General features: G+C 75.6%; 29 protein-coding genes. 19 read left to right on the top strand and 10 right to left on the bottom strand.

Translation table 11 applies throughout. The annotated features are described in order from the left end of the window. Position 1: 1 nt before the first annotated feature. Complete coding sequence (locus RSE42_RS00925) at positions 2 to 379, bottom strand: VOC family protein (protein ID WP_409141194.1); 378 nt, start codon at positions 377 to 379, stop codon at positions 2 to 4. A gap of 85 nt (positions 380 to 464) precedes the next feature. Next, complete coding sequence (locus RSE42_RS00920; RefSeq protein ID WP_043656429.1) at positions 465 to 908, bottom strand: acetyltransferase; 444 nt, start codon at positions 906 to 908, stop codon at positions 465 to 467. Positions 909 to 1,073: 165 nt separating this feature from the next. Between RSE42_RS00920 and arsB the strand changes: the two genes are divergently transcribed. Genes arsB through RSE42_RS00905 form a run of 3 tightly spaced genes read left to right on the top strand, consistent with a single transcriptional unit; the run spans position 1,074 to position 3,644 of the window. After that, positions 1,074 to 2,180 (top strand): ACR3 family arsenite efflux transporter, encoded by a 1,107-nt coding sequence (gene arsB / locus RSE42_RS00915; protein WP_415297651.1) that lies wholly within the window; start codon positions 1,074 to 1,076, stop codon positions 2,178 to 2,180. Continuing rightward, positions 2,177 to 3,193: a metalloregulator ArsR/SmtB family transcription factor gene (locus RSE42_RS00910; protein ID WP_043656424.1), complete on the top strand. Its 1,017-nt coding sequence runs from the start codon at positions 2,177 to 2,179 to the stop codon at positions 3,191 to 3,193. The genes arsB and RSE42_RS00910 overlap by 4 nt, the downstream gene beginning before the upstream one ends. Positions 3,194 to 3,209: 16 nt before the next feature. Next, positions 3,210 to 3,644, top strand: a complete 435-nt coding sequence (locus tag RSE42_RS00905) for an arsenate reductase ArsC (RefSeq protein ID WP_043656420.1) — start codon at positions 3,210 to 3,212, stop codon at positions 3,642 to 3,644. 50 nt (positions 3,645 to 3,694) lie between these two features. Here RSE42_RS00905 and RSE42_RS00900 read toward each other — a convergent pair whose 3' ends face one another. Continuing rightward, positions 3,695 to 5,113, bottom strand: coding sequence for an FAD-dependent oxidoreductase (locus tag RSE42_RS00900; RefSeq protein WP_415297650.1), 1,419 nt, complete (start codon positions 5,111 to 5,113; stop codon positions 3,695 to 3,697). A gap of 83 nt (positions 5,114 to 5,196) precedes the next feature. On the opposite strand from RSE42_RS00900, the gene RSE42_RS00895 reads away from it, so the two are divergent. Then, positions 5,197 to 5,562 (top strand): ArsR/SmtB family transcription factor, encoded by a 366-nt coding sequence (locus tag RSE42_RS00895; protein WP_415297649.1) that lies wholly within the window; start codon positions 5,197 to 5,199, stop codon positions 5,560 to 5,562. 97 nt (positions 5,563 to 5,659) lie between these two features. Here RSE42_RS00895 and RSE42_RS00890 read toward each other — a convergent pair whose 3' ends face one another. Beyond that, positions 5,660 to 5,953: a hypothetical protein gene (locus tag RSE42_RS00890; RefSeq protein ID WP_034656008.1), complete on the bottom strand. Its 294-nt coding sequence runs from the start codon at positions 5,951 to 5,953 to the stop codon at positions 5,660 to 5,662. A 118-nt stretch (positions 5,954 to 6,071) separates the two neighbouring features. Here RSE42_RS00890 and RSE42_RS00885 point away from each other — a divergent pair, with 118 nt between their 5' ends. The 3 genes from RSE42_RS00885 (at position 6,072) to RSE42_RS00875 (ending at position 9,471) form a co-directional block, all read left to right on the top strand. After that, a complete protein-coding gene (locus tag RSE42_RS00885) occupies positions 6,072 to 7,085 on the top strand; it encodes a 5'-3' exonuclease (protein WP_415297648.1) in 1,014 nt (337 codons plus the stop codon). Between the two features lie 84 nt (positions 7,086 to 7,169). Next, complete coding sequence (locus RSE42_RS00880; RefSeq protein ID WP_021482104.1) at positions 7,170 to 7,967, top strand: alpha/beta hydrolase; 798 nt, start codon at positions 7,170 to 7,172, stop codon at positions 7,965 to 7,967. Positions 7,968 to 8,085: 118 nt separating this feature from the next. Continuing rightward, positions 8,086 to 9,471, top strand: coding sequence for an FAD-binding oxidoreductase (locus RSE42_RS00875; RefSeq protein WP_415297647.1), 1,386 nt, complete (start codon positions 8,086 to 8,088; stop codon positions 9,469 to 9,471). A 39-nt stretch (positions 9,472 to 9,510) separates the two neighbouring features. On the opposite strand, the gene RSE42_RS00870 is transcribed toward RSE42_RS00875, so the two are convergent. From RSE42_RS00870 to RSE42_RS00855, 4 genes are all read right to left on the bottom strand, one after another. Then, positions 9,511 to 10,086, bottom strand: a complete 576-nt coding sequence (locus RSE42_RS00870) for a DUF4240 domain-containing protein (protein WP_415297646.1) — start codon at positions 10,084 to 10,086, stop codon at positions 9,511 to 9,513. 52 nt (positions 10,087 to 10,138) lie between these two features. Then, positions 10,139 to 10,612: a GNAT family N-acetyltransferase gene (locus RSE42_RS00865; protein WP_061268423.1), complete on the bottom strand. Its 474-nt coding sequence runs from the start codon at positions 10,610 to 10,612 to the stop codon at positions 10,139 to 10,141. A gap of 127 nt (positions 10,613 to 10,739) precedes the next feature. Further along, positions 10,740 to 12,404: an acyl-CoA dehydrogenase family protein gene (locus RSE42_RS00860; protein WP_415298807.1), complete on the bottom strand. Its 1,665-nt coding sequence runs from the start codon at positions 12,402 to 12,404 to the stop codon at positions 10,740 to 10,742. 219 nt (positions 12,405 to 12,623) lie between these two features. Beyond that, positions 12,624 to 13,304, bottom strand: coding sequence for a TetR/AcrR family transcriptional regulator (locus RSE42_RS00855; RefSeq protein ID WP_415297645.1), 681 nt, complete (start codon positions 13,302 to 13,304; stop codon positions 12,624 to 12,626). 139 nt (positions 13,305 to 13,443) lie between these two features. Between RSE42_RS00855 and RSE42_RS00850 the strand changes: the two genes are divergently transcribed. After that, positions 13,444 to 15,009 carry a class I adenylate-forming enzyme family protein gene (locus RSE42_RS00850; RefSeq protein ID WP_415297644.1) on the top strand — a complete coding sequence of 522 codons (1,566 nt, stop codon included), beginning with the start codon at positions 13,444 to 13,446 and terminating at the stop codon, positions 15,007 to 15,009. 10 nt (positions 15,010 to 15,019) lie between these two features. Here RSE42_RS00850 and RSE42_RS00845 read toward each other — a convergent pair whose 3' ends face one another. After that, complete coding sequence (locus RSE42_RS00845; RefSeq protein WP_021482652.1) at positions 15,020 to 15,481, bottom strand: Lrp/AsnC family transcriptional regulator; 462 nt, start codon at positions 15,479 to 15,481, stop codon at positions 15,020 to 15,022. Between the two features lie 191 nt (positions 15,482 to 15,672). On the opposite strand from RSE42_RS00845, the gene RSE42_RS00840 reads away from it, so the two are divergent. From RSE42_RS00840 to RSE42_RS00805, 8 genes are all read left to right on the top strand, one after another. Next, positions 15,673 to 17,115: an NAD(P)/FAD-dependent oxidoreductase gene (locus RSE42_RS00840; RefSeq protein WP_415297643.1), complete on the top strand. Its 1,443-nt coding sequence runs from the start codon at positions 15,673 to 15,675 to the stop codon at positions 17,113 to 17,115. A gap of 140 nt (positions 17,116 to 17,255) precedes the next feature. Next, positions 17,256 to 17,981, top strand: a complete 726-nt coding sequence (locus RSE42_RS00835; protein ID WP_085388578.1) for a HEAT repeat domain-containing protein — start codon at positions 17,256 to 17,258, stop codon at positions 17,979 to 17,981. Between the two features lie 158 nt (positions 17,982 to 18,139). Further along, positions 18,140 to 18,775 carry a sugar O-acetyltransferase gene (locus RSE42_RS00830; RefSeq protein WP_415297642.1) on the top strand — a complete coding sequence of 212 codons (636 nt, stop codon included), beginning with the start codon at positions 18,140 to 18,142 and terminating at the stop codon, positions 18,773 to 18,775. 25 nt (positions 18,776 to 18,800) lie between these two features. Further along, entirely contained in the window at positions 18,801 to 19,136 is a 336-nt protein-coding gene (locus RSE42_RS00825; protein ID WP_415297641.1) for a YnfA family protein, read from the top strand. Between the two features lie 137 nt (positions 19,137 to 19,273). Then, positions 19,274 to 20,413, top strand: coding sequence for an RDD family protein (locus tag RSE42_RS00820; RefSeq protein ID WP_415297640.1), 1,140 nt, complete (start codon positions 19,274 to 19,276; stop codon positions 20,411 to 20,413). Positions 20,414 to 20,642: 229 nt separating this feature from the next. Continuing rightward, on the top strand, positions 20,643 to 20,891 hold the full coding sequence (locus tag RSE42_RS00815) for a hypothetical protein (protein ID WP_034650959.1): 249 nt from the start codon (positions 20,643 to 20,645) through the stop codon (positions 20,889 to 20,891). A gap of 43 nt (positions 20,892 to 20,934) precedes the next feature. After that, positions 20,935 to 21,717: a deoxyribonuclease IV gene (locus tag RSE42_RS00810; protein ID WP_074804546.1), complete on the top strand. Its 783-nt coding sequence runs from the start codon at positions 20,935 to 20,937 to the stop codon at positions 21,715 to 21,717. Between the two features lie 3 nt (positions 21,718 to 21,720). Then, positions 21,721 to 22,134 (top strand): VOC family protein, encoded by a 414-nt coding sequence (locus RSE42_RS00805; RefSeq protein ID WP_255180150.1) that lies wholly within the window; start codon positions 21,721 to 21,723, stop codon positions 22,132 to 22,134. A gap of 76 nt (positions 22,135 to 22,210) precedes the next feature. On the opposite strand, the gene RSE42_RS00800 is transcribed toward RSE42_RS00805, so the two are convergent. Then, positions 22,211 to 22,762 (bottom strand): hypothetical protein, encoded by a 552-nt coding sequence (locus RSE42_RS00800; protein WP_415297639.1) that lies wholly within the window; start codon positions 22,760 to 22,762, stop codon positions 22,211 to 22,213. Between the two features lie 246 nt (positions 22,763 to 23,008). Between RSE42_RS00800 and RSE42_RS00795 the strand changes: the two genes are divergently transcribed. From RSE42_RS00795 to RSE42_RS00785, 3 genes are read left to right on the top strand one after another with little or no spacing between them, the layout of a single operon-like run. Beyond that, the gene (locus RSE42_RS00795) at positions 23,009 to 23,695 is read left to right on the top strand and encodes a YceI family protein (protein ID WP_043658578.1); all 687 of its coding nucleotides are present in this window, start codon (positions 23,009 to 23,011) and stop codon (positions 23,693 to 23,695) included. Between the two features lie 20 nt (positions 23,696 to 23,715). Then, positions 23,716 to 24,222, top strand: coding sequence for a sigma-70 family RNA polymerase sigma factor (locus RSE42_RS00790; RefSeq protein ID WP_269467723.1), 507 nt, complete (start codon positions 23,716 to 23,718; stop codon positions 24,220 to 24,222). Beyond that, entirely contained in the window at positions 24,219 to 24,938 is a 720-nt protein-coding gene (locus RSE42_RS00785; protein ID WP_171467216.1) for an anti-sigma factor family protein, read from the top strand. Before RSE42_RS00790 ends, RSE42_RS00785 begins: the two co-directional genes overlap by 4 nt. Positions 24,939 to 25,046 lie beyond the last annotated feature (108 nt).

Below are 25,046 nucleotides of genomic sequence, written 5' to 3'. Positions count from 1 at the left end.
GTCAGGCGTCGTCGTCCTGGATGATCGACAGCACGTTGCCCGCCGGGTCGGTGAACCACGCGATGAGCGGGCCGCCGCCGCGGAAGACGAAGTCGTCGTCCGTCTCGACGGGCGTGCCCGCGTAGCGCTCGAACTCCACGCCGCGCTCGCGGAGCGCCGCGACCGTGCCCGGCACGTCGGCGACCGGGAAGTTCAGCACCGTGAACGACGCCGGGGCGTGGGCCTCGCCCTTCGGGTAGACGAGCACGCGCGCACCGCCGCCGATCTCGAGCCAGAGCATGTCGTCCCCGCTGACGGTGAGGCCGAGGTCGTCGGCGTAGAACCGCCGCGCCGCGTCGACGTCGTCGACCGAGAACCCGCTGAACGCCGTGTCGAGCATGTCTCCTCCTGAGGTCGCGCGGGCCGGTGCCCGCTCTCCCCAGGGTCGACCGGCCGCAGGCCGTCGGCTCATCGGTCGCGCGGCGTCAGGCCTCACGGCGCAGGTGCAGCAGCGGGAACGGGCGGCCCTGGTCGTCCGTCTCCGACCGCCCGGTCACCTCGAACCCGAGCGCCCGGTAGAAGCCCAGCGCGCCCGGGTTCTGCTCGTTGACGTCGAGCTCGACGACCGGGTGACCGCGCCCGACCGCGTCGAGCAGCGCGCGGCCGATCCCGCGCCCGTGCAGCGCGGGGTCCACGAACAGCATCTCGACCCGGTGCCCGACCGTCCCGGCAAACCCCGCCACCCGGCCGTCGACCTCCGCGACGGTGAGGTCGACGGCGCCCAGGTACTCGTCCCGGACGGCGGACTCCAGCTCGCGCACGTCGTCGGGGCCGAGGAAGTCGTGGGTCGCCTCGACGGCGCGCCGCCAGACGCCGACCAGCGCGTCCGTGTCGTCGGGGCGGGCGGGGCGGAGGACGTGGTCGGTCACGGCACGAGCATGCCAGTGCCACGGCGCAGGGTGCTCCGAGAACTGAGCGAGCCGCTCCCGCGCAGGAGGGACGCTTGGCACCTGCATCGAGACCTGTCAATATAGAAGCATGTCGATGCAACCACGGTGCCTCCGGATCGCTGCCCCCGACGGTCCGGCACTCCCGTGAGCACCCCCGGCACGGCACCGCGGGCGCGGCTGTCGGCGCTCGACCGGTGGCTGCCGCTGTGGATCGGGCTGGCGATGCTCGTCGGCCTGGCCCTCGGCAGGTTCGTCCCCGCCGTGTCCGACGCGCTCGCCGCGCTGGAGGTCGGCGGGATCTCCCTCCCGATCGCCGTCGGCCTGCTGGTGATGATGTACCCGGTGTTGGCCAAGGTCCGCTACGAGCGGGTGGGTGCGGTCACCGGCGACAAGCGGCTCCTGGCGTCCTCGCTGGTCCTGAACTGGTTGATCGGGCCGGCGCTGATGTTCGCCCTGGCGTGGGCCTTCCTGCCGGACCTGCCCGAGTACCGCACCGGGCTGATCGTCGTCGGTCTGGCCCGGTGCATCGCCATGGTCGTGATCTGGAACGACCTGGCGTGCGGGGACCGGGAGGCCGCGGCGGTGCTGGTCGCGATCAACTCCGTGTTCCAGGTCGTCGCCTTCTCGTTGCTCGGCTACTTCTACCTCACGGTGCTGCCCGCGTGGCTGGGCCTGGACACCCAGGGCCTGGACGTGTCGGTGGGGCAGATCGCGCTCAACGTGCTCGTGTTCCTCGGCGTCCCGCTGGCCGCCGGGTTCGTCTCGCGTCTGGTCGGGGAGCGCGCCCAGGGCCGCGCCTGGTACGAGGACCGGTTCCTCCCGGTGATCGGACCCTGGGCGTTGTACGGGCTGCTGTTCACGATCGTGCTGCTGTTCGCCCTGCAGGGCGAGGCCGTCACCTCCCACCCGCTCGACGTCGCCCGGATCGCCCTGCCGCTGCTGGTGTACTTCGCGGCCATGTGGGGCATCGGCATCGTCGCCGGCAAGACGCTCGCGCTCGGCTACGCGCGCACCACGACGCTGGCGTTCACCGCGGCGGGCAACAACTTCGAGCTCGCGATCGCCGTCGCGATCGGCACCTTCGGCGCCACCTCGGGACAGGCCCTGGCGGGCGTCGTCGGCCCGCTCATCGAGGTCCCCGTCCTGGTCGGTCTCGTCTACGTCTCGCTGTGGGTCGCGCGCCGCTGGTTCGCCGTCGACCCCTACGCCGCGGCGGATCGGGCACCCGAGCCGGAAGAGGTGCGGTCATGACCGCTCGCAGCCTGCCCTTGACCGTCCGTGACCCCGACTGCACGCCGCAGGTCGACGCGCACGCGATCGGGGCCGAGGTCGCGGGCGCGGTCGCGGTCGCGCTCAAGGCCCTCGCCGAGCCGCTGCGGCTGCGGATGCTGTCGTTCGTGGCGACCTCGCCGACCGGGGAGGCGTGCGTGTGCGACCTCGCCGCCCTGACGGACGTGTCCCAGCCGACCGTGTCGCACCACCTGAAGGTGCTGCGCGACGTCGGCGTGCTGGCCTCGGAGCGGCGCGGCACCTGGGTCTGGTACCGCATCACGCCCGGGTACAAGGCCGCGGTGTCCACCCTGCTGGAGTCGTTCGCCCCGGCCGCGCTCGAGGCGCTCGTCGCCCCGCACGAGCTCACGGGCCTGCAGGACGTCGATGCCGCCCTCGACCACCTCGCGACCGACCTCACCGCCCGCCACCCCGACCTCGCGGCGGGCGTGGTGCTGGCCACCGTGCGCGAGTCCTACACGGCGCTGGCCCGCTCGGCCACGGTGTCCGCGCACCTGCTCACCCTGACCGACCGGTTCGCCCGCCAGCGCCTGGCCGACCTCACCCGCGAGGCCGGCGCACGCCCGCAGGTGCTGTTCGTCTGCGTCGCCAACGCCGGGCGCTCCCAGCTCGCCGCCGCCCTGGTCCGCCGCTACGCCGGCGACCGGGTCGTCGTGCGCTCGGCCGGCTCGACGCCGGCATCGGACGTGCACCCCGCCGTGCGACCCGAGCTCGCCGCGTTCGGCACCACCGAGGGCGAGGCCTACCCCAAGCCGTTGACCGACGACGCGGTCCGCGCAGCCGACGTCGTGATCACGATGGGCTGCGGCGACGTGTGCCCGGTCCTGCCCAACACCCGGTACGAGGACTGGCTCGTGGGCGACCCGGCCCTGGCCTCCCCGGCCGGGGTCGCCGCGATCCGCGACGAGCTCGACACCCGCGTGCGCGCACTGCTCGCCGAGCTCCTGCCCGACCTCGACCTGCCCGCACCCTGAGCCACCGGAGACCACCATGACCGACACCGCTTCGAAGCCGTCCGCCCTGTTCGTCTGCGTCCACAACGCCGGCCGCTCCCAGATGGCCGCCGGGTACCTGCGCGCCCTGTCCGGCGGCGCCGTGGAGGTCCGCTCTGCCGGGTCCGCCCCGGCCGACCAGGTCAACCCCGTCGCCGTCGAGGCCATGCTCGAGGAGGGCATCGACCTCCGCGCCGAGCAGCCCAAGGTCCTCACGACGGACGCGGTCCAGGCGTCCGACGTCGTGATCACCATGGGCTGCGGCGACGCGTGCCCGATCTTCCCCGGCAAGCGCTACGAGGACTGGGCCCTGGCCGACCCCGCCGGGCAGAACATCGAGTCCGTGCGCCCGATCCGCGACGAGATCCGCAGGCGCGTGCTGACCCTGCTCGACGAGCTCGGTGTCGCCCCGGTCCGCCTCTCGCAGAGCTGAGGGGTCGGCCGAGCGCCGGTCCCGCACAGGAGCGACGCGAGGCCTGTCGCTCACGGGTGGTCTGCGTCGCCCGAGCGGCCGTGCACGACGCCGGTCGCGAACCCGACCCCGGCCGGTGCCCCGACCCCGAGGGTGACCGGCTGCGGCGCCGCCGGCGCGGTGCCGCAGCACGACCCGCTCGCCCCCGCGCCGTCCGCCTCCAGAGCGAGGTCGGTCGAGCAGACCCCGGTCGCGGGGAGGGCCAGCTCGACCGCGTCGGCCGCAGCCCGGTCCCCTGCCAGCGCCGCCGCGATCGAGCGCACCTGCTCGTAGCCCGTGGCGAGCAGGAACGTCGGCGCACGCCCGTAGGACTTCATGCCTGCGAGGTAGAACCCGTCGTCCGGGTGGGACAGCACCTGCTCGCCGTGCGGCGGCACGGTGCCGCAGGAGTGCTGGTTCGGGTCGATGAGCGGAGCGAGCGCCGCAGGTGCCTCCACGACCGGGTCCAGGTCGAGGCGCACCTCGCGCAGCATGTCCAGGTCCGGCCGGAAGCCGGTCGCGTCGACGATCTGGTGCACCTCGAGGCTCAGCGCCCCGTCGCGCACGGTCCCCAGCACCTGGACGGTTCCGGCACCGGGGACGAGGCGTTCGATCGAGACGCGCGTGAGCAGCGTCAGCCGCCCAGCCTCCACGGCGGCCCGCAGGCGCGTGCCGAGCAGGCCTCGCGCAGGGAGCTCGTCGTCGGCTCCACCGCCGAAGAGGCGACGCGCGGAACCACCGCGGATCGCCCACGTGATCGTGGTGCCCGGCTCGGACTCGGAGAGCTCGACGAGGTTCAGGAGCGTGTTCGCCGCGGAGTGGCCCATCCCGACGACGAGGGTGTCCCTGCCTGCGAACCGGTCGCGCCGGGTGCCGAGCACGTCCGGGAGAGGTCCGGTGACGAACGCAGCCGACTCCTCCTCGCCCACGGCCGGAAGACCCGAGACCCCCAGCGGGTTCGACCTCGAGAACGTCCCCGACGCGTCGATCACCGCGCGGGCCAGCACGTCGGTCACCGTGCCGCCACCGTCCACCGTCCGCACCCGGTACCCGCGCCGCTCCCGGCCGAGGGAGCGTGTCTTGTCCGCACCGTCGCGGGCGACCGACACCACTCGCGTGCCGGTACGCAGTCGGGGCGCGAGCTGCGGCGTCGCGGCCAGCGGAGCCAGGTAGCGCCCCACGAGCTCCCCGCCGGTGGGCAGCGCGTCCGGATCCGGCTCCACCCACCCCGTCGCCTCCAGCAGGCGCCGCGCGGCGGCGTCGACGTCGTAGCGCCACGGCGAGAACAACCGCACGTGGCCCCACGACGCCACGGCCGCACCCGGCCCGTCGCCGGCCTCGAGCACGATCGTCTCCAGCCCGCGCTCCAGCAGGTGCGCCGCCGCCGCCAGACCCACCGGACCTGCACCGATCACCACGACCGGGAGCTCGTCCCGCCCCACCTCGACCATGAGCACTCCTCGTATTGAAGTTTATCGATGCGAGCATCGTGGACCACCCATCGATGAGTGTCAATGTGTGGCAGGATGGCCGCATGACGACGGCCACGCTGCCCCTGGCGCCCCCGCGCGGCGCACCCGGCTGCTGCGGCCCGGCCGCCACCGGGGCGGCAGACCCCGATGCCGCGCGCGAGCTCGCGCGCACCTTCAAGGCCCTGGCGGACCCGACGCGGGTCCAGCTCCTCGCGATCGTCGCCGCCCAGGAGGGGCACGAGGCGTGCGTGTGCGACCTCACCGGGCCGGTCGGCCTCTCCCAGCCGACCGTCAGCCACCACCTCAAGATCCTGGTCGACGCCGGTCTGCTGAGCCGCGAGCAGCGCGGCCGCTGGGCGTACTACTCGCTCGTCCCGGGCGCCCTCGCCCGCGTCGCACGGTCGCTCACGGAGACCGCGGGGAGCTGAGCGCCGCTCTCGCCGCGCACTCCCGTCGTCCTGCGGACCGTGCGCTGGCGGCGTGAGGACGTCGGCCCGCAGCCGGTCGAGGGCTGACCGCCACCCGTCAGGACCGTCGCCCGCGCAGCGCGACGACGGGCCCCGAGAAGAGCGCGATGCCCAGGACGAACCCGACGTCGTACCAGTTCCCGTTGTTGTCGACCTCGTAGATGCTCACCGTGTCCGTGAAGAGGGACACGATGAACGTGACCGGCAGGATCGTCCCCTGCCACAGACCCCACCAGAAGCCGTAGCCGCCGGGGTTCGCCTCCAGGTTCGGCCCGGCCGCGCAGGCTCCCAGGAGCAGGAGCACCGCGAGAGCCAGGACCGCACCGGCACCCCGTCGTGTCGTCGTGGACATGACGCTCACCTCCGGCACCAGTGAACCGCGCACGGGGAGGGACGGCGACAGCAGGGTCGGCGGCGTGCCGCACCGCGCCCACGGGCGGCGCGTCGGTGGGGTGCGGCAGGATGAGGCCATGAGCCCGAGCACGGACGACGACGCCCCCTCGACCAGCACCGCGCCGGGCGGGGAGCTCCTGCTCCTCGACACCGCGAGCCTGTACTTCCGGGCGTTCTTCGGGGTGCCGGACTCGATCAAGGCGCCGGACGGCACGCCCGTCAACGCGGTGCGCGGCCTGCTCGACATGATCGCGACGCTCGTCACGGACCGTCGTCCGACGCGCCTCGTCGCGTGCTGGGACGTGGACTGGCGGCCGGCCTTCCGGGTCGAGGCGATCCCCTCGTACAAGGCGCACCGCGTCGCGGAGGTCGTCCCGGGCACGACGGGCGTCGAGGAGGTCCCCGAGAAGCTCGTCGCGCAGGTGCCGGTCATCGTCGACGTGCTCGCGGCGCTCGGCATCGCGCGCGTCGGCGCGGCGGGCTACGAGGCGGACGACGTCATCGGCACCCTCACCGCTCGCGAGGTCGCGCGCCGTGCGGCGGCGGGCGCGACGCCGGACCCGTCGGGCCGGGCGGCGGTCGAGGTCGTCACGGGCGACCGCGACCTGTTCCAGCTCGTCGACGACGCCGCGGGCGTGCGCGTGCTCTACCCGACGAAGGGCGTGAAGAACCTCGACGTCGTCGACCAGGCGCGCCTGCGCGAGCGGTACGGCGTCGCGACGGGGGCGGCCTACGCGGACATGGCGGTGCTGCGCGGCGACCCGAGCGACGGCCTGCCGGGCGTCCCGGGCATCGGCGAGAAGACGGCGGTCGCCCTCCTCGAGAGGTACGGCGACCTCGCGGGCGTGCTCGCGGCGCGCGACGCGGGCGACCCGGGTCTGACGGCGACCCAGCGGCGCCGGCTGACCGAGGCGGCCCCGTACCTGGAGGTCGCCCCGCTCGTCGTGCGCGTCGCGCCCGACGCCCCGCTGGGCGACGTCGACGACGCGCTGCCCACCGCCCCGGCCGACCCGGACGCGCTCGCCGAGCTCGGCGAGCGCTGGGGTCTGGGGTCGTCCGTGCAGCGCCTCCTGGACGCGCTGCGCGGCTGAGCGGCCGCCGCCCGTCCGGAGGGCAGACTGGGTCCGCCGCCGCGGACCGCCGGCGGCCCGTCCGACCCCGCCGGGAGGCGACCCGTGGCTCTCGTCCGCTGCAGCTTCTACTCCGACGTGCTCGAGGTGAGCACGTCGATGACCGTCGTGCTCCCCCAGGCCACGACGACCCAGATCGGCATGGCCGGGTCGGCGAGCGCCCGCGCCGAGGGCGCCCCGGTGCTCTACCTGCTCCACGGCATGAGCGACGACGAGACGATCTGGACGCGCCGGACGTCGATCGAGCGGTACGTCGCCGACCGCGGGCTGGCCGTCGTCATGCCGCGCGTGGAGCGCAGCTTCTACGCCGACGAGGTGCACGGGCACCGCTACTGGACGTTCCTGTCCGAGGAGCTGCCGAGCCTCGTCGACCAGTTCTTCCGCGTGTCGACGCGCCGCGAGGACACGTTCGTCGCGGGGCTGTCGATGGGCGGGTACGGCGCGTTCCGCTGGGCCCTGCGGCACCCCGAGCGGTTCGCGGCGGCGGCGAGCCTGTCCGGCGTGCTCGACCTCGCCGACGAGTCGTACCGCGAGCGGCGCCTGCCGGACATCGAGCGCGTGTTCGGCGACCGCGAGATCGCCGGGTCGGACGACGACCTGCTCGCCCTGCTGCGGCGCGCCGCGGCCGAGGGCCGCACGGCCGACCTCCCCGAGCTGTTCCTCGCGTGCGGGACGGAGGACTTCCTCGTCGACGGCAACCGGGCGTTCGAGCGGGTGGCCGATGAGTCCGGCGTGGCGCTGCGGTCGGAGTTCTCGCCCGGGACGCACGAGTGGGGCTTCTGGGACCGCACCATCCAGGACGTCCTCGACTGGCTGCCGCTGGCCGGGACGCCACGAACCTGAGGCGGCGCCCTCCCTACCCCTCGGGCATGTCACAGACCGTGCCCGCGCGTCGTCGTCCAAGTGACCTGACCGCACCTCCGGCCGTGCAGCGCGCACACCGACGAAGGGGACCAGCACCATGACCGCCTCCACCACGCTCTCGCCCACCGACGTCGCCGCGCTGCGGGACCGCGTCTCGGGTCGCGTCCTCGCGCGGGGCGACCTGCCCGACGGCGGCCCGACCGCCGCGGAGGCCGTCGCCGCGCACAGCACGCTCGTCGCGCACGACCCCGACGTCGCGGTGCTCGCGGAGACGGAGGCCGACGTCGTGGAGGCCGTGCGGTTCGCGGCCCACCACGGGCTGCCCGTGCGGTCGCACGCGACGGGCCACGGCGAGTCGTCGCCGATCACGGACGGCGTCGTCCTCGGGACGAGCGGCCTCGCGGGCGTCGAGGTCGACCCGGCGTCGCGCGTCGCGCGCATCGGTGCCGGGACGCGCTGGAGCGCGGTCGTCGACGCGGCGGCAGAGCACGGGCTCGCGCCCGTCACGGGCTCGTCGACGTCCGTCGGGGTCGTCGGGTACACGCTCGGCGGCGGGTACGGGCCCCTGACGCGCAGCCACGGCCTGACGTCGGACCGGGTGCGCGGGTTCCGGGTCGTGCTCGCCGACGGGTCGGTCGTCGAGGCGGGCCCGGACACCGAGCCGGACCTGTTCTGGGCGCTGCGTGGCGGCAAGGGCGGGCTCGGCGTCGTGACGCGGCTCGACCTCGCGCTCGTGCCGCTGCGCACGCTGTACGCGGGCTCCCTCACGTTCGACGCCCCGCACGTCGAGGAGGTCCTGCGCGGCTGGGCGGCGTGGACCGCGACCGCGCCCGACGACGTCACGACCTCGGTCGCGGTGCTCGCCCTCCCGGACCTGCCGTTCGTCCCGGAGCACCTGCGCGGCCGCACGGTGCTCGCCCTGCGCTTCGCCTACCCGGGCGACCCCGCGGAGGGCGAGCGCCTCGCCGCGCCGCTGCGGGCGCTCGCGCCCGCCCTCGCCGACACGGTGGGCGAGCTGCCCGTGACGGCCGTCGCGACGATCCACGCGGACCCGGAGGACGCCGGGCCGTCGTGGGTCTACGGCGCGGGCCTGCGGGAAGTGGACGGGGAGTTCCTCGACCGGTTCCTCGCCGAGCTCGGGCCGGGCAGCGGGTCGCCGTTCGTCGCGGCCGAGCTGCGGCACGTCGGCGGCGCCGGGGCGCGCGACGTCGAGGGCGGGTCCGCCGCGGGCGGCCGCACCGCCGGGTTCCTGCTGAGCCTCGTGGGCGTCAACCCGCCGCGGCTGCCGGACATGGTCGCCGCCGCGGCCTCGTTCGCGCAGGGGTCGCAGCCGTGGGCCGCGACGGAGACGAACATCAACTTCCTGCCCGGGCCCTGGACGGACGACGCGCTCGCCCGGGCCTGGTCGCCCGAGACCGCGGCACGCCTCGCGTCGGTGCGCGCGGCGTACGACCCGACGGGCCTGTTCGCCTGGCGCGTGTGACCCGGTCCGCCCCCGGTTCCCCGGGGGCGGACCGTCCCGTCACACGGCGAACAGGGCGGTGAGCCGCGGGAGGCGGCGCGCGTTCTCCTCGTCGTCGTCGAAGTCCCACGGCTCGCCGGCGGGCTCGCTGCGCGCCCGCACCGACGACGTCCGCTCGCGCGCCGCGTAGTACGCCTCGTCGTCCTCGCCGGTCGCGCGGGACCACGCGTCCCCCACGAGCGAGTCGAGCGACTCGAACCCGAACCAAGGCGACCCGCCGTCGGCCATCGCGGCGACGACCGGATGGTCGGCGAGCGTGTCCGGGTCGGCCAGGGTGCGCTCGAACGTCTCTCGGCCCGCGAGGACGAGCCCGTCGCGGAAGTCCATGAACCCGTCGTCGCTGCACCCACCCTCGACGAGGTAGGCCGCACCCCACACCGGCCAGGCGTAGGCGTCGTTCGCCAAGTCCCCTGCCACGTCGACGAACGCCAGCATCTCGTCCGCGGTGAGGCGCTCGACGAGGAGGTCGGTGAGGGCGCCGGGCAGCGGGTCGTCCTCGGCACCGCGGTCGTCGGCACCCGCGCCCGCCCGCTCGCGTGCCGTCTCGACGATGCCCCAGAAGGTCTCTCGGTCCATGGCGCGGACGGTACGGCGAGGCACCCACAGCCGACCAGGCACCCGCTCCTCCTCACCCGGCGAGGCGGTAGACCTGCTCGACGACGTCCGCACCCACGCCCGCGGCGTACGAGGTCTCGCTCCCCACTTCGACGAACCCCGCGCGGGCCAGCACCCGCGCGGAGCCCGGATTGTGCGCCGCGACGCGCGCCACGAGCGGACGCTCGCGCTCGACGGCGAGGAACGCCGCGAGCGCGGCCGACGCGATCCCCTGCCCCCAGCGCGCGGGGTCGACCCAGTAGGTCACCTCGCGCTCGCCGTCCATCGTGAAGCTCCCGATCGTGGCGACGAGCTCGCCGTCGTGCTCGACGGCGAGGACCGTGCACGTCGGGTCGCTGCGGATCCGCGCGTAGTGCCGGTCGAACGCCTCGCGGTCGGCGGGATCAGGGCGCGTGAAGGCCGCCAGCGCGACGGCGGCGGGGTCGCGCTCCCAGGCGTAGACGCGGTCCAGGTCCCGGTCCGCGAGCTCCCGGAGGCTGACATCCATGCGCGCGACAGTAGCCTCGGCGACCGACACCGCCCGACCGACCGACCGGACGCGGCGCCACCCGGCGCCGCACGACCCGACCCGGCGCGACCCGGGCACGGGCCGGCGTCGCGCGGGCGGGGTCCGCTCACCGGCCCGGGGCGATCCCGAGGTGCGTGTGCCGCGCGAGGATCGCGTGCGCGTCGGTGCCTCGCGGCAGGACGCCGTACCCGTGGCCGCGGTCCTCGCCGAGCCGCGCGGCGACGAACGCGTCGGCCGTGCCCGACGGCGCGTGCCGCACCACGAGCGACGCCTGGAGGGCTAGGGCGAGCGACTCCACGACGCGACGCGCCTGCGCCTGCTGCGCCCCGGCGTCGGCCCCCGCGACCTCCGCGAGCAGACGGCGCGTGCGCGCGACGTGCGCGTCGAGGACGGGGTGCGCGCCCGCCGTCGTGGCGAGCTCCGCCTCGAACGCCGCGACGGACGCGGGCTCGCGGCCCATCGCGCGGAGCACGTCGAGCGCGATGACGTTGCCCGACCCCTCCCAGATCGCCATGACCGGCTGCTCGCGGTAGCGACGGGCGAGCGGGAACGCCTCCGTGTAGCCGTTGCCGCCCAGGCACTCCATCGCCTCGTACGCGTGGTGCGGCCCGCGCTTGCACACCCAGTACTTGCTCACGGCGGTCGCGAGGCGGCGGAACGCGCGGTCGTGCTCGGACTCGCCGTCGTGCGCGGCGGCGAGGCGCACCGACGTGAGCGTCGCGGCCTCGGACTCGAGCGCGAGGTCGGCGAGCACCGCGGTCATCGCGGGCTGGTCCACGAGCGCCGCGCCGAACGCGCTGCGGTGCCGCGCGTGCCACAGCGCCTCGGTGACCGCCTGGCGCATGCCCGCGGCCGAGCCGTGCACGCAGTCGAGCCGCGTGCGCGACACCATCTCGATGATCGTCCGCACGCCGCGGCCCGGCTCCCCGACGAGGAACCCGACGGTGCCGTCGAGCTCGATCTCCGACGACGCGTTCGACCGGTTGCCCAGCTTCTCCTTGAGTCGCTGGATGCGGAACACGTTGCGCGTGCCGTCCTCCAGCACGCGCGGCACGAGGAAGCACGAGGGCGCGGCGTCCCCGCCGCGCGCGGTCCCGCCCGGGACCTGCGCGAGCACGAGGAACGCGTCGGACATCGGCGCCGAGCAGAACCACTTGTGCCCGGTCAGCAGGTAGGCGCCGTCCGCCCCGGCGGGCACGGCCGTCGTCGCGTTCGCGCGCACGTCCGAGCCGCCCTGCTTCTCCGTCATCGCCATCCCGACGAGCACGCCGGGCTTGCTGCCCGGGGCCGCGAGGGCGCCGTCGTACCCGCGGGAGAGCAGGCGCGGCTCCCACATGGCGGCGAGCGACGGCGCGTGCCGCAGCGAGGGCACCGCCGCGTGCGTCATGGAGACCGGGCACGCGTGGCCCGGCTCGACCTGCGCGAACAGCGAGAAGACCGCACCCCGCACGACGTTCGCCCCCGGCCCGGGCTCCGCCCACGCGCTCGTGTGCGCGCCGTGCGCGACGGCCGCCCCGATCACCTCGTGGTACGCCGGGTGGTACTCCACCTCGTCGATGCGGTGGCCCCGGCGGTCGTGCGTGCGCAGCACGGGCTCGTGGACGTTCGCGAGCTCGGCCGTGCGCTGGAAGTCCCCCGTCCCGACGAGCGCGCCGACCTCGACGAGCCGGTCCTCGCCCCACGCCCCGCCGTACGCGTGCACCGCCTCGCGCAGCACGGGGTGGTCGAGGTACTCGTTGACCCCCTCGCGCTCCGGCGGCTGGTTGGTCACGCGGTGGGTCGTGCGCGGGGCCGGGTGCGGGACGGCGGTCGCGGCGTCGGTGACGCCTGCGGTCCCGGTGGCGCTGGCGGTCCGGGTGGGGGTGTCGCTGCGGGTGTCGGTCGGGGTCACGGTGTCCTCCTGCGGCTCTGCGGGTGGCTCGGGGTCGGTGCGGCGGTGCTCGGGTGCGGCCCGGACGGTCGGGTCAGGCGGGTGGGTCGGGCGGGCAGGTCAGGCGGGAGCGGGCGCCACCGCCCGGGCGCCGACGGCACCCAGGCAGAAGCGCTGGATCGTGGCGACGACGGCGTCCCGCTCGCCGGGGATCGGCGCCGGGCCCGTGGACCCGCCGTCGCGGGCCGCGGCGAGCGGCGACAGCGGACCGGTGAGCGACTCGCCGATCGCCCCGACGAGCGCGGTCGCGACGACTGCGACGTCCTGGTCGGGGATCTGGCCCGCTGCGACGCCGTCGCGCACGACGTCCGCGAACGTCGTCGCGTACGCCCGGCGGTACTCGAGCCGCGCGGCGTCCACGGCCGGGTCGACGGGCTCGAGCAGGAGCGCCCACGCGAGCGTCGGGCCGCGCAGCGCGCGCCGCGCGAACGTGTCGACGGCGCGGCCGAGGCGCGCCGCGGTGCCGCCGCCGGGCGGGTCGTCCGGGCGCGCGGCGGCGGCCGCGCGCACCGCGTCGAGCTCGACGTCGGCCGCCTGGCGGAACACCGCGACGAGCAGGTCGGCCTTGGTCGGGAAGTAGGAGTAGACGCCGCCGGTGCTCACCCCGGCGCGCGCCGCGAGCGCCTGCACGCTCGCGCCGGCGAACCCGTGCTCGGCGACGATCGTCCGCGCTGCGTCGAGCAGGGCGTCGCGCTTGCGCTCGCGGGCGGCGCGCGTCGCCGGGGTCTCGCGGTAGGGCACGGGTCCTCCGTCGTCGTCGGGTGAACCGCCTCGGGGCGGCTTCCACGAAGAATTGAAGCATGATTCAATTCATCGCGGTACCGGCCGCCGGGCCGGAGGCGTCGAGGACGACGCCGCGCACGACGTCGAGGAGGACGACATGCACCTGGGCAGCATGCTCGAGAGCACGGCACGCAAGGTCCCGACCAAGGAGGCGCTCGTGCTGGGCGAGCGTCGGCTCACGTACGCCGAGCTCGACGCGGCCGCGCGCCGCGCGGCGGCCGTCTTCCGGGACGCCGGCGTGCGCCCCGGCGACCGCGTCACGGTCATGACCTACAACACGCCGGGGTTCGTCGTCGCGGCGTTCGGCCTGTGGCGCGCGGGCGCCGTGCTCGTCCCCGTCAACCACAAGCTCCAGGCGCCCGAGGTCGCGCGGCTCGTCGCCCACAGCGGCGCCGTGCTGGGCGTCGCGGACGCGAGCCTCGCCCCCGTCGTGACCGCCGCCGCGCCCGCGCTGCGCTGGCTGTGGACGGAGGCGGACGCCGTCGGGCAGGACGCGGGAGGTGCGGAGGGGACGCCGGGGCACGACGACTTCGACGCGCTCGTCGCGGCCGCCGCGCCGTGGGACGGCGTGCCGCCGGACCAGGACACGATCGCCCAGGTGCTCTACACCTCCGGCACGACGGCGGCCCCCAAGGGCTGCGAGCACACCCACCGCGGGCTGAGCTCGGTCGCGGCCTACACGACGGCGGCCGTCGGGCTGCGCGCGGACGACCGCTTCCTCCTCGCGATGCCGATCTGGCACGCCTCGCCCCTCAACAACTGGTTCCTGTCGATGGTGTTCCTCGGCGGGACGACCGTGCTGCTGCGCGAGTACCACCCGATCGAGATGCTGCGGACGGTCGAGGCCGAGCGCACGACCGCGTTCTTCGGCGCGCCCATCGCGTACGTCGCGCCGCTCCAGGTCGCCGCCGCGCAGGGCATCGACCTGTCGACGTTCGACCTGTCGAGCGCGCGGCTGTGGCTCGCCGGGGGCGCGCCCGTCGGTGCCGACACCGTGCGCGCGATCCGCGCCGCCTACCCGGGCGAGCTGCACCAGGTCTACGGCATGAGCGAGATGGGGCCGGTCGGCACCGCGCTCGGCCCGGCCGACCAGGAACGCAAGGCGGGCTCGATCGGGCACGCGGGCATGCCCGGCGTCGACGTGCGGGTCGTGGACCTCGACGGGGACGACGTCGGCCCGGGCGGGACCGGGGAGATCTGGCTGCGGTCGGACACCCGGATGGTCGGCTACCTCGACGACCCGGAGGCGACCGAGGCCGTGCTCGTGGGCGACTGGTACCGCACCGGCGACGTCGTGCGGGTCGACGAGGACGGGTACCTGTTCATCGTCGACCGGCTCAAGGACGTCATCATCACGGGCGGCGAGAACGTCTACTCCCAGGAGGTGGAGGAGGCGCTGCGCGGCTCCCCGGAGGTCGCGGACGTCGCCGTCGTCGGGCGGCCGCACGCCGACTGGGGCGAGACGGTCGTCGCGTTCGTCGTCCCCGCGCCCGGCGCCGAGCCGACGCTCGACTCGCTGCGCGCGTTCCTCGCCGACCGGCTCGCGCGCTACAAGGTGCCGCGCGACGTCGCGCTCGTGACCGAGCTCCCCCGCAACCCCTCCGGCAAGCTCACCAAGCACGTCCTGCGGTCGCGCGTGCGGGAGGAGACGACGGTGGCGTGAAGCCAGGGCCTCAGGGGCGCGCGTGCTCGAAGATCACCGTCGTGCTCGTCCCGGCCACCTCGGGGCGCACGCTGAGCGTCCGGGACACCAGGTCGCGCAGCGCGTCCGAGTCGGCGACCGCGACGTGCAGCAGGAAGTCGCGGTCGCCGGTGACGAAGAAGACGCCCTCGACGTCAGGCAGCGTCAGCAGGTAGTCGCGGAACGCCTCCAGGCCCTTGCGCGCCCCGGCCTGGAGGCGGATCGCGATGAGCGCCTCGAGCCCCCGGCCGAGCGCCGCGGGGTCGACGTCGGCCCGGAAGCCCCGGATCACGCCGCGGTCCACGAGGGCCCGGACGCGCGCGTGGCACGTCGAGGCGGCGATCCCGACACGGGCGGCGACGGCCGCGTTCGTGGCGCGCGCGTCGGTCGCGAGGACGTCGAGGATGCGGCGGTCGACGTCGTCCAGCGCGGGCGGTCGAAGATCCTTCGGCACGGTGGGCCTCCCCTGGTCGGTGGGCGAACGTCGGGACGGCGGTGGCAGCCCGGAGCGACGATCCTTCGGCACATCTTGCCGCACACCGAAGGATCCACCACGCTGTGAGTCGTGCGGCACCATCCCGCCGCACACCAGCCACGCGCCCGCCTCGCCACCCGCGGGGCGGGCGTCGGTCGAAGGAGCCCGGCGTGAGCACGACCTCTCGTCCCCGTCCCCGTCCCCGTTCCCGCGACGCCCGGTCGGCACCCCCCGGCCGCGCCCCTCGCACGGCCGTCGTCGTCGGCGCCGGCATGGTGGGGCTCGCGACCGCGTGGCATCTCCAGGAGCAAGGCGTCGAGGTGACCGTCGTCGACCGCGAGGGCGTCGCCGCGGGCTCCTCGTGGGGCAACGCCGGGTGGCTCACCCCCGGCATGGCGATGCCGCTCGCCGACCCGTCCCTGTGGACGTACGGGCCGCGCGCCCTCCTCGACCCGGCCGCTCCCCTGCACGTCCCGCTGCGGTTCGACCCGCGCCTGTGGACGTTCTTCGCGCGCTTCATGGCGCACGCGACGCAGGCCCGCTGGGACCGCGCGATGGCGGCCCTCACCCCGATCGACCGCGTCGCGCTCGACGCGTTCGACGAGCTCGCCGCGGGCGGCAGCCTCGGCCACGGCGTCGAGGCCGGCACGACGCCCGGCCCGTTCACCGTCGCGTTCGAGCACGTGCGCGAGGCCCGACCCTTCCTGCGCGAGCTCGAGCACGTCGCCGCCGCCGGGCAGACCGTCCCGGTCCGGCGCGTCGAGGCCGGGGAGCGCGCCCACCAGCTCACCGACCGCGTCTCCACCGTCTACGCGCTCGAGGGCCAGCGCTTCCTCGAGCCCGGACCGTACGTCCATGCCCTCGCCGACTCCGTGCGCGCCCGCGGCGGCACCATCCTCACCGGCCTCGACGTGCTCGACGTCGAGCCCGGCCGCCTCGGCGCGTGCGTCTTCGCGCGCGCCGTGCACCCCGACGCCGCCCGGCACCCCGCCCTCGTGGGCGCCGGGGCGAGCGACGGGCCCGGGATGACCGACGACGTCGGGCCGGGCGCCGGGGCGCCGCGCCGGGCCGGCTCCCCCGCCGACCGCGAGGAGGGCGTCGTGCTGCGGGGCGACGCCGTCGTGCTCGCGACCGGCGCGTGGCTGCCCTCGCTCGCGGCGCCGCTCGGCGTGCGGACGCGCGTGCAGGCCGGACGCGGCTACTCGTTCACCGTGAAGACCGACGAGCCCGTCGAGACGCCGATCTACCTGCCCGCGCGCCGCGTCGCGTGCACGCCCTACCAGGGCCGGTTCCGCGTCGCGGGGACCATGGAGTTCCGCGGCCCGGACGAGCCGCTCCAGCCCCGGCGGATCGAGGCGATCCTCGCGTCCGTGCGGCACCTGTTCCAGGGCGTCGACCTCGACGACCGGCACGACGAGTGGGTCGGCTCGCGCCCCGTCACGCCCGACGGCCTGCCGCTCGTCGGCGCGACGCGCACGCGCGGCGTCTACGTCGCGGGCGGCCACGGCATGTGGGGCATGGTGCTCGGGCCCGCGACCGGCCGGGCGCTCGCCCACCTCGTGACGACCGGCGAGACCCCCGAGGAGATCCGGGCTTTCGACCCGCTGCGCTGAGCCCGGCGGCCGGGCGCCCTCGGACGGCTCCCGGCCCCCGGTCCCCGGCCCCCGGCTCGCGGCTCGCGGCTGGCCGAGCCCGGCTGAGCCCGGCCGAAAGACCCTGTCGGACGGAGGCGCCGCGTCCTAGCGTGGTCGGCATGACCGTGCGAGAGGAGCACCGGGCCGCGCTGCGCGCGCTCGACGGCGACCCGGCGGCGGTGCGCGCGCACCTCACCGCGGGGTCGGGGCTGCCGGGCCCGCGTGCGAACCTCGAGCTCCTGAACGCGTTCGCCGACGTCGCGCCCGCTGACCTCGTGCGCGCCCTGGCCGACGACCCCGACGAGTACCTCCGGTGCTGCGGGACGTGCGGGCTGGGCCGGGTCGTCGTCGAGGCCCCCGCCGACGCGCGCGCGGAGCCGACCGACCGGCTGCGCGCCCGCGCGTCGGACGGGTCGTGGCGCGTCCGTGAGGCCGTCGCGATGGCGCTCCAACGGATCGGCGACGCCGAGCCCGCTTCGCTCCGCGCTCTCGTCGCGTCGTGGGTCGCCGACGCCGACCCGCTGGTCCGCCGCGCCGCGGTCGCCGGGATCTGCGAGCCGCGGCTCCTCCGGGACCCGGCGACCGCGACCGCCGCGTTCGACGCGTGCGCGGCCGCGACCGCCTCGATCGGCGCGCTCCCCGCCGACGTGCGCCGCGACCCCGACGTGCGCACGCTGCGCCAAGCCCTCGGCTACTGCTGGAGCGTCGCCGTCGTCGGCGACCCGGCCGCCGGTGTGCCGCGGTTCGCGGCGCTGCGCGGGTCGTCGGACCCGGACGTGGCGTGGGTCGTGCGCGAGAACGAGAAGAAGGCGCGCCTGCGCCGCGTGCTCGACCCCGCGTCCTGACCGGGCGCCGGGAGCCGCCCGGTCACGGCGTTCCGGCGGCGGCGCTCCGGCGGCGTTGCGACGACAGCAGCCCAGAAAGGTCGACCCCGAGGAGTCTTGCGCCCCTTCGCGCGCACCTATATGTTTAACCGAAATACTAATCACGACGAAGGAGTCCGATGAGCAGCACGACCGAGCCGACGACGAGGATGGCCGAGCTGGCCGCCACGGACGAGGACCTCCGCAGCCTGCTCTCCGGCGGGTGGCTGCGCTACCGCACGTCGCCCGCGCTGCAGGAGCTGACCCGCGACGCGCACGCGACGTGCGCCCGCATCGGGCGCGTGTACTTCGAGGACGTCGACGAGGCACGCCGCCTCTTCCACCGGCTCGTCCCCGGCGCCGAGGAGGGGATCGACTTCCGCCCGCCGCTGACGATCGACTACGGCGACCGGCTGCAGATCGGCGCGCGCACCTTCATCAACGCCGACTTCATGGTCATCGGCGGCGGCCTCGTCACGATCGGCCCGGACTGCCTCATCGGCCCGCGCTGCTCGATCTACACGCCGAACCACGCCGAGGACGTCGTCCGTCGCCGCGAGGGCTGGGAGCGCCCCGAGCCCGTCACGATCGGGAGCAACGTGTGGATCGGCGGCTCGGTCACCATCACGCCCGGCGTGACGATCGGCGACGACAGCATCATCGGGGCCGGGTCCGTGGTCACGCGGGACATCCCCGCAGGCGTCGTCGCGGTGGGGAACCCGTGCCGACCCGTCCGCACGATCGTGACGGACCCCGCGGACGTCACCGCCCGCTGAGCCGCGCGCCCCTACGCTGGCGCGCATGGACCTCGCGCGCTCGATCCCGCTGTTCGTGCTCGCCGCGCTGCTCGAGATCGGCGGGGCGTGGCTCGTGTGGCAAGGACTCCGCGAGCACCGGGGCTGGCTGTGGATCGGGGCGGGCGTCGTCGCGCTCGGGCTCTACGGCGTCGTCGCGACGCTCCAGCCGGACGCGAACTTCGGGCGCATCCTCGCCGCGTACGGCGGCGTGTTCGTCGCCGGCTCGCTCACGTGGGGCATGGTCGTGGACGGCTTCCGCCCGGACCGCTGGGACGTGGCCGGCGCGCTGCTGTGCCTCGCCGGCGTCGCCGTCATCATGTACGCCCCACGCCCCGAGTGACCGAGGCCCCCGCCCACGCCCCTGCCCATCCGCCGCCGAGCACGACGTTGCCGTCGCTATCCGGCGGACGACGACCGCAACGTCGTGCTCGGCGGAAGGGTGTGGTCGCCGAGGTCGCGCTGTGCCAGGATGCGCGCGTGGCCATCGACGCCCCGACCGGCAGGGGGCCGACGCACGCCGTCGGAGCCGGAGACCTCGACGACACGCTGCCGGAGCTCGAACCCGCGCACGGCCCCTACGCGAGCTGGTCGCGCCGGGTCGTCGCGTCGCTGCTCGACACCGCGATCGCCGCGACGGTGCTGTTCCTCGCCGTCGGGCCGGCCTACGAGGTCGCCTGGATCCCGACGATCAGCTTCGGCGTGAGCACGGAGGCACCGGTGCCCGGCGGGGGCTGGTGGGCCTTCGGCACCGTGGCCGCGCTCCTCGCCCTCCAGGCCTGGACGGGCGCGACCCCCGGCAAGCGGACGGTGGGGATCGTCGTCGTGCACGACACCACGGGTCGCCCCGCGGGTCTCGTGCGCACCGTCCTGCGGAGCGTGGCGCACATCCTCGACGCGCTGCTCTACATCGGCTTCCTCCGCCCCCTGTGGAACGCGCAGCGCCGCACGTTCGCCGACTCGCTGTGCAGCACCGTCGTGCTCCGGCGCGTGCGACCGCCCGTCCCGTTCCTCGGCCCGGGCACCGGCCTCGGCGGCCCGACGCCGTCGCGCGTCGTGACCGGCGCGGCGACGGTCCTCGCTGTGGGCAGCGCCGTCTTCATGCTCGGCCCTGCCACGTCCACCACCGGCGACCCGGAGATGCAGTCGTGCACGCCCGAGGTGGCGGCCGGGTCCCCGCTGACGGTCAGCGACATCCACGTCTCCGGCTGGTCGGAGGCGGGCACCATGACCCGCTGGGGCGTGACCCGCACGGACCCGCTCCCCGCGTGGGCCGGCGAGGAGGCGGGCCTCGAGGCGGCGTTCACCGTCGACGTCGCCCCGGGGGTGACGCTCGACGGGCCGCTGGACGGCGCGCTCGTCGTGCGCCTCACGACGTGGCAGGGCGACGAGCTGGGCGAGTACCGGTCGTCCTTCCGCGTGGAGCAGACGCCGGACAGCGGGCCAGAGTGGGAGTCGGTCGAGCCCACGACGCCGGGCTCCGGTCTCGGCACGGTCCACGTCCCGGCGGGGACGGTCGATCTTCTGCCGGAGGCCTGGCGCTGGGAGGCCTCGGTGGTTGTCGACGGCGAGGAAGGCTCGCAGACGATCGCCACGTGCGGAGCCCGCGGCCCCGCCTGACCTGACCGGCCGCCGTCGAGCACGGGGTCGGCGACCGGGATCGGTCTCGGGCGGTCGGGAACCCCGTGCTCGGCGGCCGGGTGGGGCCGCAACATGGCCGAAACGTTGAGGACGACCGGGGGAAACGTCGCGGTCGCACGATGAGGGGGCGCCGGGCGGCGAGCCCGGCGCACCAGCATCGTCCCGACCCTCCGCCGCCCCGCGCGACGGAGTCCCCGAGGAGGCTCCCGTGCCGGACAACCGCCCGCTCTTCTCCGCACCGTCCGCTCCGACGTCGGCCGGCCCGGCGACCACGACGGCGCACCGCGCGGCCGACCACGGCGCCGCGCCCGACCTCAACGTCCACGGCGAGCCGCGGCGTCGGGCGAACCCCGGCGACGAGCTCACGGTCGACCCGACCGACCGCCGTCGGCGCGCCCGCGCGGCACTGCTCGACCTGCGCCGTGACGTCATCCGGAGGAGCTCGACCGGCTGGTGACGAGCGGCCGCGCGCGTGGGCGGCGCCGCGTAGGTTGGTCCCCATGCGGATCGGAGCCCACCTCGACCAGTCGGACGTCATCGCGCAGGCAGCGAGCATCGGCGCGGACGTCGCCCAGATCTTTCTCGGCGACCCCCAGTCGTGGAAGGGTCCGGAGTTCACGTTCCCGGGTGGCGCGGAGGCCCTGAAGGACGCCGCCGCGGCGGCGGACCTCGAGCTCGTCGTGCACGCGCCGTACGTCATCAACGTCGCGAGCCCCAACAACCGCATCCGCATCCCGAGCCGCAAGCTGCTCCAGCAGATCGTGGACGGCGCGGCGGCGGTCGGCGCGACGGGCGTCGTGGTCCACGGCGGGCACGTCACCGCGAAGGAGGACCCGGCGAAGGGCTTCGACAACTGGCGCAAGGCGATCGACGCGCTCCAGACGGACGTCACCGTGTACATCGAGAACACCGCCGGCGGCGACTTCTCGATGGCCCGCCGCCTCGACCGCATCGAGGGCCTGTGGGCGGCCGTGCAGCAGGCCGACGGCGCCGAGAACGTCGGGTTCTGCCTCGACACGTGCCACGCGTGGGCGGGCGGCATCGACCTCACGACGGCGGTCGACGACGTGCGCGCGATCACCGGCCGCGTCGACCTCGTCCACCTCAACAACAGCCGCGACACCGCGGGCTCCGGCGCCGACCGCCACGCCGGCCTCACGGCCGGGACGATCGACCCGGAGCTCCTGCTCGGGGTCGTGCGCGCGGCGGGCACGTCGGTCGTCTGCGAGACGCACGCCGACGTCCCGGCCGACGTCGCGTGGCTGCGCGAGCAGGTCGGCTGAGCCGTGGCAGACCCCCGCCCGCTGCGGCTCCGCAACGTCACCGTCGACGCACGCGACCCGCGCGCGCTCGCGGAGTTCTACCGGCGCCTGACCGGCTGGGCGTACACGCCGGGCCACGAGGTCGCCGACCCGGCGGGCGACGACTGGCTCTCGCTCCAGGTCCCGGGCGGCGCATCGCGCCTCGCGTTCCAGCGGTCCGACGCCGAGGTACGACCCTGGCCCGGCGGGGCGCGCGTGCACATCGACCTCGACGTCCCCGACCTCGACGCGGCGCACGAGCACGCGCTCGCGTGCGGCGCGCGCCCGCTCACGGGCACGCCGGAGGACGAGGGCCACCCCGACGACCTGTTCCGCGTCTACGCGGACCCGGAGGGCCACCCGTTCTGCCTGAGCTCGCCGCCGCTCGACCACCCGTGAGCGGCCGGTGCAGGGCCGCCCGGCGCGAGGCCGGTCCCCGCAGGACCAGCCCGCGCGCGTCCGGTCGGCGCACCGGTCAGTAGCCCGACCCGGCGGCGGGGGCCGCGTCCATGATCTCGGTCCCGTCGGGAGCCACGACGTGCCAGACGCCGTTCACGCCCTGGCCGGTGACGTCGCCGGGGCCGGTGTCGGCCGCGTACGTGTAGACCGGGCGGCCGTCGACGGTGACCTGGAGCTCGCCGTCGACCGCGGTGATGGTGCCGACCTCGCCCGTCACGCCGTCGACCTCGGGGTCCGCGCTCGCCGCGTGGACGGCGGGCCACGCGGCGGCGCACTCGCCCTCGCACGCGCTCGTGCCCGAGCCCTTCGTGTCCTTGTCGTAGTAGTAGACGGTCATGCCCTGGCCGTCGACCACGACGGTCCCGAGCGAGGAGTCCGCCGTGCCGAGCGCGACGTCCGACGAGCCGCCGCCCGTCGAGCCGTCGGAGGTCGATTCCGACGGGCTGGAGCCACCGCCCCCGTACAGGCCGCCTCCCCCGCCGGAGCACCCGGCGAGGGTGGCGGCGAGCAGGGCGGTGACGGCCCAGGTGGTGGCGGCCGGGACACCGGTGGTCAGGGTGCGTCGCATGTCGACTCCTCGGAAGGACGGTCGGGGTCGCGAGCACGGCCCCTACTCTCACGACGGCGCGGCGCGCCGCGAGGTTCACCGGCCCGCCCGCGCGTCGGCCCGCACACCGCACGCCCGTCCGACGGCCCGTCCGACCGTCGGGCCCACCGCCCGGCCGCGCACCGTCGACGGCCCGGGTGAACCGATCAGGACGCTGCCTCGTCTCCCAGGTGACGGAGTCGCAGAGGATGATCGGAAGGGGCAGACGTGCGCAGGAGGACGAAGGTGCTCGTGGGGGTCGGGGTCGGTGTCGTGGTGCTCGGCGGTGCGGCCGTCGCGTTCGGCCCGGGCCTGTACGCGGACTGGTCCAACCGCGCGGCGGCCGAGGAGCCGACGCTCGACGCGTCGTCGGGCGACGGCGCCACGCTCGACCCGGCGGACCTGGCCGGTGCGTGGACGGTCGGGGACGGCTCGTACGCGGGGTACCGCGTGCACGAGGTGCTGCAGGGCGAGGACGTCACGGTGACCGGCCGGACCGACGAGGTCACGGGGTCGTTCACCGTCGCGGACGGCGCGCTCACCGCGGCGACGATCGAGGTCGACATGGCGAGCGTCGCGACCGACGAGCCGCCGCGCGACGCGTACTTCCGGGGCGACGCGCTCGAGGTCGGGACGTACCCGACCGCGACGTTCGAGCTGACGAGCCCCGTGGACCTGCCGACCGGGTCGGGCGACGTCGAGCTCGCGGGCGACCTGACGATCCACGGCGTGACCCAGGCCGTGACGGTCGAGGCGCAGGTCGGCCCGACCACCGACGGCGTCCAGGTCGTCGGGAGCGTGCCGATCACGTTCTCCGACTTCGACGTGGAGGCGCCGAGCCTCGGGTTCGTCACGGTCGACGACGCGGGCAGCGTCGAGTTCGGCCTCGACCTCGTGCGGTCGGCCGGGTCGTGACCGACGGGGAGGTGCCGCGCGTGCGCGCCGACGCCGACGACCTGCTGCGGGCGGTCCACGCCGCGCACGGGCCGGCGCTGGAGCGCTACGTCGCGCGCCTCACCGACGACCCGGCGCAGGCGCAGGACGTGGTGCAGGAGACGCTGCTGCGCGCGTGGCGCCACCCCGAGGTGCTGGAGCGGCCGGAGGGCTCGGTGCGCGCGTGGCTCTTCACGGTGGCGCGCAACCTCGTCGTCGACGAGCTGCGCAGCGCCCACCACCGCCGCGAGCTCGCGAGCGCCGACGTGCCCGACCGCGGCGAGGCCGACGCGACCCAGGCCGTGCTCGACGCGTGGCTCGTCGCGGACGCGCTGGTCTCGCTCTCGCCCGAGCACCGGGCGGTCGTCGTCGACGCGTACTACCACGGGCGCTCCGTGGCCGAGATGGCGTCGGCGCACGGCGTCCCGCCCGGGACGGTGAAGTCCCGCATGCACTACGCGCTCCGCGCGCTGAGGCTCGCGCTGCAGGAGAAGGGAGTCTCGTCATGACCGCCACGCCGGACCCGTACCGCGAGTGGGACGCCGCCTACGTGCTGGGCGCGCTCAGCCCGCGCGACCGGCGCGCGTTCGAGCAGCACCTCGCGACGTGCGCGGCGTGCCGCGAGGCCGTCGCGGAGCTCGCGGGCATGCCGGGCATCCTCGGCATGCTCACGGCCGAGCACGCGGACGCGCTCGTCGACGACGCGCGCGCCGACGTCCCGGCCGAGGCGTCCGGCGGGGCGGGGGGCGCCGTCGTGCCCCTCGCGGTGGTGGCCGCGAGCGCCCGGCGGCGCCGCACCCGACGGCGGTCGCTCCTGTCCGTGGCGGCGGTGGGCCTGGTCGTCGCGGGCGCCGCGGGCGGCGCGGCGGTGACGCGGCCCGACGACGTCCCGCCCCCCGCGACGACCGGCACGACCCAGGTCGCGCTCGAGCCGGTCGGCGGCGCGGACGTGCGCGCCGAGCTCACGCTCACGCCGGCCTCGTGGGGCACGCGCCTCGACTGGTCGTGCTCGTACCCGGCCGGGGTCTGGGAGGACGGCGCGACGTACGAGCTCGTGCTCGTGGACGACGACGGCACGCGCTCGGTCGTGGCTACGTGGTCCTCGACGGAGGCGGGGAGCTCGTCGGGCCTGGGTGCGTCGTCGGCGGTGCCGGTGGACGGGATCGCGCGCCTCGAGCTCGGGGTCGTGGGGGTCGACGGCGCGCTCGCGGCCGCCGACGTCTGACTCCGGCCCGGCCCCCGGGCCGGCCGGACCCTCAGGAAATCCTCGGGTCGAACCACACCACCGGGCTTCCGCAACGCTGAGCCAGACCTCGCCGACCCCTGCGCCGCC

This window comes from Cellulosimicrobium sp. SJTW-1 (genome assembly GCF_047716875.1).
GTDB lineage: Bacteria > Actinomycetota > Actinomycetes > Actinomycetales > Cellulomonadaceae > Cellulosimicrobium > Cellulosimicrobium funkei.
This window is presented reverse-complemented; position numbering and strand designations above follow the sequence as displayed.